The sequence below is a fragment of the Synechococcus sp. H55.11 genome (assembly GCF_047462475.1).
Taxonomy (GTDB): domain Bacteria; phylum Cyanobacteriota; class Cyanobacteriia; order Thermostichales; family Thermostichaceae; genus Thermostichus.
Genome location: NZ_JANSJI010000114.1, coordinates 5,322 through 6,503, shown reverse-complemented (window position 1 = coordinate 6,503; position 1,182 = coordinate 5,322). Strand labels below are relative to the sequence as shown.

Below are 1,182 nucleotides of genomic sequence, written 5' to 3'. Positions count from 1 at the left end.
GGGAGAGGGGGATCAAGGGGGAGAGGGACTCTACCTCCCCCTCTACGAAGCCAAAATGCTCTGGCACTACGACCACCGCTACGGCACGTATGAGGGAGTGGATTCGCGTTCTAGCACCCAACTACCTACCCCTGACGCAGCACAGCACGCCGACCCGCACTTCGTCGTCCAGCCCTGGTACTGGGTGCCGGCAGAAGAAGTTGAAGCTCGGCTGGGCAATTGGCGGCGGGGATGGTTGCTGGGGTTTCGCGATGTGACGAATGCGACGAACGAACGAACGGCGATTTTCAGTCTGCTGCCAAGGGTGGGAGTAGGGAATAAAATTCCGCTTCTGATTTTCGATACCCCAAACTCACTCTTACAGGCTTGTTTGTTAGCAAATACTTGTTCAATTCCGTTTGATTACGTAGCACGTCAAAAAATTGGCGGAACAACGATGAATTTCTTCTACGTCAAGCAATTCCCCGTCCTCCCGCCGAGTGCCTACACCCCTGCCGACCTCGCCTTCATCGTGCCGCGGGTGTTGGAATTGACCTACACCGCCTGGGACATGAAGCCCTTCGCGGACGATGTCTGGAACGAAGCCATCCGCCTTGGCGAGACGGAGTGCTTTGAGGCGCTGCGAGCGGTGGTTGGCCCTCACCCCCCAACCCCCTCTCCCAAAGCTTGGGGAGAGGGTATCCCCTGCCCACCTTTCCGCTGGGATGAAGACCGCCGCGCTGTGCTCCGCGCCGAGCTGGACGCCTACTACGCCCGGCTCTACGGCCTCACCCGCAAGCAACTGCGCTACATTCTCGACCCTGCCGACCTGACCGAGCGTGAGCTAGAAAACATCCTCGATCCCTGGGAAGAGGTGGAAGATCCTCTCGATCCGGCGGGGTATGCCAGACGTGTGGCTGCCAGCACCTTCCCCGGCGAGACCTTCCGCGTGCTCAAGGAAAAAGAAATGCGGCAATTTGGCGAATACCGCACCCGCCGCTTGGTGCTGGAGGCATGGGAGCGGCTGGCGCACCGCTAAATCTAGGCACAGGATCCGCATAAGACTGCGTTCTTATACACAAGCGGATCCCCATACGCACCAACATGGCTCTGGACGATGAACTCATCGAGTGGGCCCGCCAGGTAACCGGCCTCAAGACCAAGCGCAAGGTGATTCACAAAGCGCTGCGCACCCTAGCTCAA

The 1,182-nt window shown here is 59.0% G+C and carries 2 protein-coding genes; both read left to right on the top strand.

The features are described 5' to 3' along the window. The first annotated feature begins 436 nt into the window (after nt 1–436). Nucleotides 437–1,018: a hypothetical protein gene (locus NW853_RS05105; protein ID WP_414348147.1), complete on the top strand. Its 582-nt coding sequence runs from the start codon at nt 437–439 to the stop codon at nt 1,016–1,018. A gap of 65 nt (nt 1,019–1,083) precedes the next feature. Next, nucleotides 1,084–1,182, top strand: a 99-nt coding sequence (locus NW853_RS05100) for a type II toxin-antitoxin system VapB family antitoxin (protein WP_414348149.1), incomplete at its 3' end; no start/stop codon positions are given.

Bases quoted from the DNA above. Each gene is read 5' to 3' on its own strand.
- NW853_RS05105 (WP_414348147.1), top strand. From the start codon at position 437: ATGAATTTCTTCTACGTCAAGCAATTCCCCGTCCTCCCGCCGAGTGCC.